Raw genomic sequence first — 7,154 nt, forward strand, 5'->3', positions numbered from 1 at the left:
TAGTACAAACGAATGATGACTTGAGCAGAGCCGCTATGCAGAGGGCAAGAGAAATTTCTATTAAGTTTTCGCATACGAGACCGGATGGAACCAATGCCTTAACTGTTTTTGAAGAATATAACCATATACCCGATAATGAGGCAGCTGAGAATATCGCAGCTGGATTTACATCACCTCAGGATGTAGTAGATGGCTGGATGGGTAGTTCTGGACACCGTGTCGCATTACTAAATACGCACTCAACGCACCTTGGTGTTGGTGTATGTAAATCTGGTTCTACATATTATTGTGTACAATTATTTACTGCTTATGGTGAAAAAGAAAAGTTGACAATTGATGCAAATGGTGGTTATTTTCCAACATTAAATAATGTCAGCGTGTATGATATGTATTTTTATTATGGAACAGAGCTTAAGTACGAGAGGGACTTACCAAAACCTGTTCGAGAAGGATATACATTTGTATGTTGGGAAGATGAAAATGGATGCCGATACTCTGGAAGGCAAATTGGAAATGATATGACATTGCATGCAATATGGAAATAAATTGGAATCACGACAATTTCCTTATTTATAAAAAATAAAGAAAATAGAGAGAGCAGCTTTTAAAGCTGTTCTCTCTGTTTTTATATATCATTTTTTATGTTTTCGCTTCTTTGCTTTTTTGTTTTTTGTGTTACAAATCACAAATCCTGCACTTATCGCCATGACAATTCCAAGTCCGATAAATCCATATTTCCACTTACCGTCATCACCAGTCATCGGCATCTTAAATGTAGCGTTATTGGTGATTTCATACAAGCACTCATAGAAATACCATTTGCCAGAATATCCAACATCTTCTTTTGCAGTTGTAAAATCTACATTTCCGTATTCAGATGCCTCTTGGTTAGTCATCTTAAACGGTAATGTAAATACAATCGGCTCTTTAAGTAATGCATTTCCGTCTTTCGTCTTGATTTCGGTAATCTTATATGTTCCTTGGTCAAGATTGTCAAAAATACTTTACCATCTGTATCTGTGTGTCGTACCGTTTTCTCTCCTACATTTAAAAGTCGTTTAAAGTTCGGATGTTTCTTAGATGTTGGCTGAATGGCTGCTTCAAGAATTAGCATTATCATCGTCAAGGGCTTCTGCCTGGCAGAGTGACCGGCGGGCGCTGACAGGATGCAGACAGGCAGAACAGCCCGGATGAACCGGCAAGATACGCGGAAGGATACTGGCGGGACAGTCCTTGGGACTGCCCGTTTTGGGTTAATCCCTGCCGGCAGGTTGTCAGGCTCTGTATAAAAAGATTAGCTGCGCCGGCCGGGGATATCGGCAGAGCCGGCAGGTGGTTCTCTGCCAGCACATCCAGACTGATTCTTATACGGGCACTCATATCTGACGGCTGCAATAACTGATATTTTCACCCATACACCCCTGACTGCTTTCTATACGGGCACTCATATCTGACGGCTACAATAACTGATACTCTCACCCATACACCCCTAACTTCTTTCTATACAGGCAATCTATACCTGACGGCCGCAATAACCATCCCCTCCATCAATACCTCCCGCCTGCCAGTACTCAGATATCGCACGGCTTACACAAAACTTACATTTCCACTATAATCCCCACGGCATCCAAACCCCTCTTTTTATTATGCAATATATCTAATTTATAATCCTTTTATTTAAATATAATTATATATTATATATAACAAATATCTATATCTTACTAAATCTTACAAACTTACAGGATTTTCCAACATACACTGACCTATAGAAAAAGTTTTTGATGAAAAAAATATTATATCCTTCTCCATAACAGCAATCACTTCTGGAAAACTTTGTAAGAATCCCATCCGGAGCCCGCAAGTGCCCTGTTTATGCGGCTTTGCGGGCATCCGGGCTCTTACAGCAGCCTGTAAGCCTTCTGTAAATTTCTTATAAATCCCTGCATCAAAACAGAGAGCCCGTTTCCAGGCTCTCCGCTCCTATCTTCCCTATCAGTTACCAAATGGACAATCCCCATTACCAAATGAAGCATCACAGGAATCCTTGTCGGCCTTCTTCATCTGAATCACATGCATCCGGTTCCCCTTCGCCAGGCAGGAAGAATACACATTTTTTGTCAGGTTCCCGTTCTTATCCTTATCAATCATGCCTTTTCCATCCAGATATTCCAGAAAGGCCTTCACATCATCCACACCAGCCTCTTCTGCCAGTTTCCTCAGGACAGACGGGATAATCCCAATCTTGTTCGTTGCGCTGTCGTAACGTCCCCAGTAATTCTGCGGCGGGAAATCTGTATTCATACCAAGGCCTTCAAATTTGCTTCCATTTGTCATCACAGTGTCCATCAGAGTCTCATAGAATCTTTCGTTCTGGTCTGCCAAATCCTTGTCTGTCATCCATCTCACCGCATCTTCCACGGAAATGACTTTCCCATCATGGAACAGATGCTCTTCTGCAAGCCGGCTTGTCAGCACCAGTACCGCTATCGGCAGCACCTGTCCTCCGGATTTTCCCGCTTCCTTTGCCTTCTCATCAACCTCACGCTTTACCCCCTGCAGCATCTCTGCAACGGTATCTTTTCCCAGTTTCTGAAGGACTTTCACAAAATCCCTGCCGCAGAATCCGTGGTTGTTCTCTGCAAAATCCAGAAGTTCTGCCGCATTTTCCTTGTATGGACAGTCTTCTTCATCCGGTGCTTTCACCATCACCAGACGGTTATAAGCACCCCCATTGTCACCATCTTTCAAAAGCCTGAACTCAGAAGTCGAGATTCCTACCAGATACCAGGTCTGTACCGGTTTCAGCTTTAAATCTCTTCCCATACGTGCTTTTCCAACCCCATTCGCGGTTTTCATAATGACTGATGACATGTCCACTTTTCTTTTTTTATCCATGTTATTGGCATCTTCCATGATGAACGGCAGGGTATTGTACGTTCCCAAAATCTCATCCAGGGAATTGAGGGTATTGTTTACACCGTAGACAAATCCATCCCTTGATTCATGTCCAGCCCAGACGCTTGCACAGAGTTTACTGGTAACACTCTTTCCACCGCGGGACTGTCCGTGGAGGTTTACAGTAAAGCCTTCCAGCCCAAGCAGCCCCACCACAGGAGCCGCCAGATTGGCTGCCAGCAGCAGCTGTACCATCTCGATATCACGTTCTTTTTTCATAACCTCATACCACAGCTCTGAGTCACCCTTCGGTTCCAGAGCTTTTGGCAGTTTGCTAAATTTCCCCTGGTCATTGAACATGATTTTCTCATCTGTATAAGGGATAAATGCTGATTTGTCTTCCGTCCATCCCATTTTAGATGTGACGAGTGAGACCGGGATAGTGCCGTTCTCTATGCCCCTGTCCAGCATATCCTGCAGGAATGCAACGATTGCTTTTGCGTTCTGGCTGGTAACACTGAATCCCTGTTTATACAGTTCGATTATCTTCTGGGGGGATGCCAGGATTCCTCTGTCCACCTCTATCCTCTTCCATTTCTTGTTCCTCCGAAATTCCAGTTTGACTATCTCCTCCCCGCTCTCTACTGAACGGAGGATTCCGGTAATCGATACCGACTGGCTGCAGACCTTGATATACTTCCCCTGCCCGTTGAAATATATGCCCTGGTCTGTTGCTTCCCAGCAGTCCGCGCAGTCCAGGTTCTGCATCCCTTCCGGTAAATTTGTATAATTTGTCCTTCCCAGCACTGTTCCGGACGCCGGCATCGTTTTTTTCTTCATACCCATCTTTTCTCCCTCCATCCATTCTTTTTTTGCAGTTTTCAGCATTTCATCAAAGAATTTTGCCATCTGTGTTCCGCCAAGCTCCTTTGCCCTTTCCCGGTATGCCTTAATCAGCCTTATCCTGCGGAAATCATCCTCTACCTGTACAATCCCTTTATACAGGCCTTTCTTTTCAAAGCCGGTCTTGTCTATCTGTTTGGCATATTCCTCTGCAGACGGCTTCTTCTTTAAAGCTGGCGGGAATCCCACATCACAGCTTGCTTCGCAAGTGTTATAAGCATCGTAATCATCATACTCCGGCTCCTTCCAGTTCTTTGCTTCCTCCAGGAGCATCTCCGCTTCCTCTTTTGTTAATGGAGGGAGTTCTGGTTCCACCTGCTGGGTATTATTTGTTTTTAATGTATTATCTGTCATAGTTTTTTCTTCCTTTCGTATCAGTATTTTATATCAGGCTGCCTCAATGTCACCGTTCTGTCCATGGGCTTCCCTGTGTGCAGCATTCGCAATAAAGTCAGCTTCTTCAAATGGGAGCACCCCCGCCTCCATCAGTTCCCTGAGCACTTTCAGGAAATCACGCTCAGCAGCAATACAGGCTTTTATTTCTCCCTGAGTTGCTTCAAGTGAAGCTTTTGTCCTGACATCTTCCAGTTCCTTCGCTGATATATAGCGGAAAGGCCTGCCCTCTTGTTCTATTTCCCTGACAGTTTCCATCAGATACCGGGTTTCGGCCTCGTCAGCGGCCTGGTCTACTTTCTTAAATAATGTCCTGACAGTATCCCTGAACCTGTCGTAACTCTTCTCAAGTTCCTGAAGGTCTGCATGGTTTTTATTATCGTAAAGTTCTTTAAATGGTCTCATAAAAGTTTTCCCCTTTCGTAAAAGATATTTATATGAAATCTCATCTGATAAACCGGCTTCCGGTTTTCAGGTAGTGGTTAATAAGTTTCCGCTGTATCGTCTTACTGCGTTCCTTACATAATAATCACTCCTCCCTATTGAGTTATCTTCTTTTTTTCCTTTACACCTCTTTTATACCACAACGCTTTATGTTTTTCAAGTATTTATTAACAGCGTTTTTTATAAAACTTTTCTTTTCATCAAATAGCATGCTTAAAATCCATATATATATTCCATTTATCTTATTTGTTTCATATGATTTCTAAATTATTACGTTGTTTGTATTCAGAATATATTCTTGTAAAAGCATATTCGTTGTGATATGATAAGTTGCAAAGGAGGAAAAACTTTATGCATGACATTGACCCCAGATATCCAATGAACCAAATGGACTATGAATACCTGCTTGGACGTGACTGGCACTGTGAAGACGGCCGGGGAACTACCCTGCAGGAATACGCAAGGAAAAGCCGCATCTCATATGAATCCGTCCGCCGGCAGGTAGCACTATATAAAAATGTTCTGGTCACTCATATCAGAAAAGAAGGAAAGACCCAGTATCTTGATGATGAGGCAGTCAAATTTCTGGAGGAGCATAGAAATCCCCAGGCTCAATTTACTACGAACAAACAGCTCCTTGAGGAATTATCAAATATATGTGACGGGATGTCCAAGAACGCAGCGGACTTCTGTAATATTGAACAGCTCCGGCAATTAGAGCATGAGAACGGAAGCCTCAAAACGGTAAACCAAAGATTAGAAGAAGAACTTGAAAAAGCCCAGACTCATTACAAGCAGCTCAGTCAGGACTATCAGACACTAAGAGAAAAATATATCAGGGAAAAGGCTGAATTAGAAATCCAGCTTAAATCAGCTTCAGAACAGGTAGATTTCTGGCAGGGTCTAGCCAAAATCCAGGCCGGTCATCCCCGCAATAACGAATCTGATTTTGCTTTATAAGCATCTGTTACCGGCTGTAACATGGTGGTGTGGTCATGATTTTATGATTTTTGAGTAATCCTCAACACCACAAGGGCGCAATTACTGACCACCTATAAGGTGTTCTCGGGGCATCCACCTTCCGGTGTCTCCTGCCCTCCTGCCGTCCTTCGTCCGTCACCCCAAAACCGTTCTCCCGATAACGAGAAGAGCAGCCAGACAATCCGGCTGCTCTTCTCTATTAAAAAAGTGTGTATTACTGCATGAGTGAAGTGTTCATGCACTTTCAGAGTACTACATTCTTTTCTAACAGACAAGTCTTTTCTACAGATTCCCCCATAATCTTTCACAATCTGATATCTTATCACCTATTTAATTGACTCTTCCATCTTCCGGTACTATAATCAGACATATAAAGAAAAGGAGGTCTTCATCATGAAAACATGGAAAAACAGGTTTCAAAAAGTTTTAGCAATCTTACTTGCTATCTGTCTCGTTACCGGATGCATGGGAGTCTCAAAGGTACAGGCAGCAACTAAGAAATCCGGCACAACATACTATTATACCCATTTAGTACGTCAGAAAGGCGGCAGAAAACTTGTCGGAAACAAATATTACTATGACACCGGAACAATGAAAGTCGTATGCAAGGGAAACACATTGACAATGTATTCCTCATTCTATACATCTAAAAACGGAACAATAAATTATCAAAATAAAAAAGCATTTGTTAAATATGGAAAACATACCTTTAAACTAACTTCCAAGACAAAATACTTCTCACTTGAATTTAACCCCGAAAATCCAGATAAGCCATATAGAAATAATTATTCCAAGTCAAGATTTGTATATGTCATGAAACGTTTGAATGGTTTAGGCTTATGGATTAAAGTAAAAGACGGAAAAGTCGTTAGTATGCAACTTTGTTCATAACAGGAAAAGCGTAGAACAGGTAATCATCCCTGCTCTACGCTTTTCTCATCTAACACATCCAATTTATTCAGAGGTATCTATCTTTCCATATATTTCCAACTATCCGGCAGAAACCTGAATCCGTATTCCTTCTTGTTTCCATGAAATCTTAGTAGTACAATATACAACATAAAGGAGGACTCTGTTTATGAAAAAAAGAAGATTTTTTCCCTGTCTGCTGTTTTTGCTGGCTGTCATACTGCTGATGCCGGTAACCATTCAGGCTGCATCTGCACCGGGAACGGTTAAGCTTAACAGCATTTCAGCTCCGGCTTACAACAAAATCAATGTCAAATGGAAAAAGACATCAGGCGCCACTCATTACATCGTTTATTATAAGAAAGAAGGAACGAAAAAGTGGACAAAAATCAAAACGCTTGACAATTCCAAGAGCAGCTACACTCACACTTCTTCCAAGAAGTATCCAATTGTTGTAGGGCAGAAGTATACCTATACTGTAAAGGCTTACAATAAGAAAACGAAAAAGTCTGGCAGCTATAATAAGAAGGGCTTAACAGCATCTACAGTTCCGCAGACAGTTAAACTTATTTCTGCAACTTATGATAAGGATACAGAAGGCGTTACCATTTCATGGAAAAAGGCTGGTG

At 42.1% G+C, this 7,154-nt stretch carries 8 protein-coding genes; 4 read left to right on the forward strand and 4 right to left on the reverse strand.

Annotated elements, in window-relative coordinates:
* Window positions 1–545 (forward strand): CAP domain-containing protein (locus tag ACTNC6_RS15805; protein ID WP_441044572.1); only part of this gene is annotated, 545 nt, incomplete at its 5' end.
* An 87-nt stretch (window positions 546–632) separates the two neighbouring features.
* Here ACTNC6_RS15805 and ACTNC6_RS15810 read toward each other — a convergent pair.
* The 4 genes from ACTNC6_RS15810 to ACTNC6_RS15825 form a co-directional block, all read right to left on the reverse strand.
* Window positions 633–896, reverse strand: a complete 264-nt coding sequence (locus tag ACTNC6_RS15810; protein WP_441044573.1) for an LPXTG cell wall anchor domain-containing protein — start codon at window positions 894–896, stop codon at window positions 633–635.
* A 226-nt stretch (window positions 897–1,122) separates the two neighbouring features.
* Window positions 1,123–1,380, reverse strand: a complete 258-nt coding sequence (locus ACTNC6_RS15815) for a hypothetical protein (protein ID WP_441044574.1) — start codon at window positions 1,378–1,380, stop codon at window positions 1,123–1,125.
* A 612-nt stretch (window positions 1,381–1,992) separates the two neighbouring features.
* Entirely contained in the window at window positions 1,993–4,152 is a 2,160-nt protein-coding gene (locus ACTNC6_RS15820; RefSeq protein ID WP_441044575.1) for a DUF927 domain-containing protein, read from the reverse strand.
* Between the two features lie 33 nt (window positions 4,153–4,185).
* Window positions 4,186–4,596: a hypothetical protein gene (locus ACTNC6_RS15825; protein WP_343308929.1), complete on the reverse strand. Its 411-nt coding sequence runs from the start codon at window positions 4,594–4,596 to the stop codon at window positions 4,186–4,188.
* Between the two features lie 390 nt (window positions 4,597–4,986).
* Here ACTNC6_RS15825 and ACTNC6_RS15830 point away from each other — a divergent pair, with 390 nt between their 5' ends.
* From ACTNC6_RS15830 to ACTNC6_RS15840, 3 genes are all read left to right on the forward strand, one after another.
* Window positions 4,987–5,595, forward strand: coding sequence for a hypothetical protein (locus ACTNC6_RS15830; RefSeq protein WP_441044576.1), 609 nt, complete (start codon window positions 4,987–4,989; stop codon window positions 5,593–5,595).
* Window positions 5,596–6,009: 414 nt separating this feature from the next.
* Window positions 6,010–6,507: a hypothetical protein gene (locus ACTNC6_RS15835; RefSeq protein ID WP_441044577.1), complete on the forward strand. Its 498-nt coding sequence runs from the start codon at window positions 6,010–6,012 to the stop codon at window positions 6,505–6,507.
* Between the two features lie 187 nt (window positions 6,508–6,694).
* Window positions 6,695–7,154: fibronectin type III domain-containing protein (locus ACTNC6_RS15840; protein ID WP_441044580.1), on the forward strand; the 460-nt coding region annotated here is incomplete at its 3' end.

It is taken from the genome of Blautia sp. HCP3S3_C4 (assembly GCF_052064095.1).
In the GTDB taxonomy this organism is placed as follows: domain Bacteria; phylum Bacillota; class Clostridia; order Lachnospirales; family Lachnospiraceae; genus Blautia_A.

Excerpts from the sequence above, each read along its gene's own strand:
- ACTNC6_RS15810 (WP_441044573.1), bottom strand. The coding sequence starts at position 896 with ATGACTAACCAAGAGGCATCTGAATACGGAAATGTAGATTTTACAACT.
- ACTNC6_RS15815 (WP_441044574.1), bottom strand. The coding sequence starts at position 1,380 with ATGAGTGCCCGTATAAGAATCAGTCTGGATGTGCTGGCAGAGAACCAC.
- ACTNC6_RS15820 (WP_441044575.1), bottom strand. The coding sequence starts at position 4,152 with ATGACAGATAATACATTAAAAACAAATAATACCCAGCAGGTGGAACCA.
- ACTNC6_RS15825 (WP_343308929.1), bottom strand. The coding sequence starts at position 4,596 with ATGAGACCATTTAAAGAACTTTACGATAATAAAAACCATGCAGACCTT.
- ACTNC6_RS15830 (WP_441044576.1), top strand. The coding sequence starts at position 4,987 with ATGCATGACATTGACCCCAGATATCCAATGAACCAAATGGACTATGAA.
- ACTNC6_RS15835 (WP_441044577.1), top strand. The coding sequence starts at position 6,010 with ATGAAAACATGGAAAAACAGGTTTCAAAAAGTTTTAGCAATCTTACTT.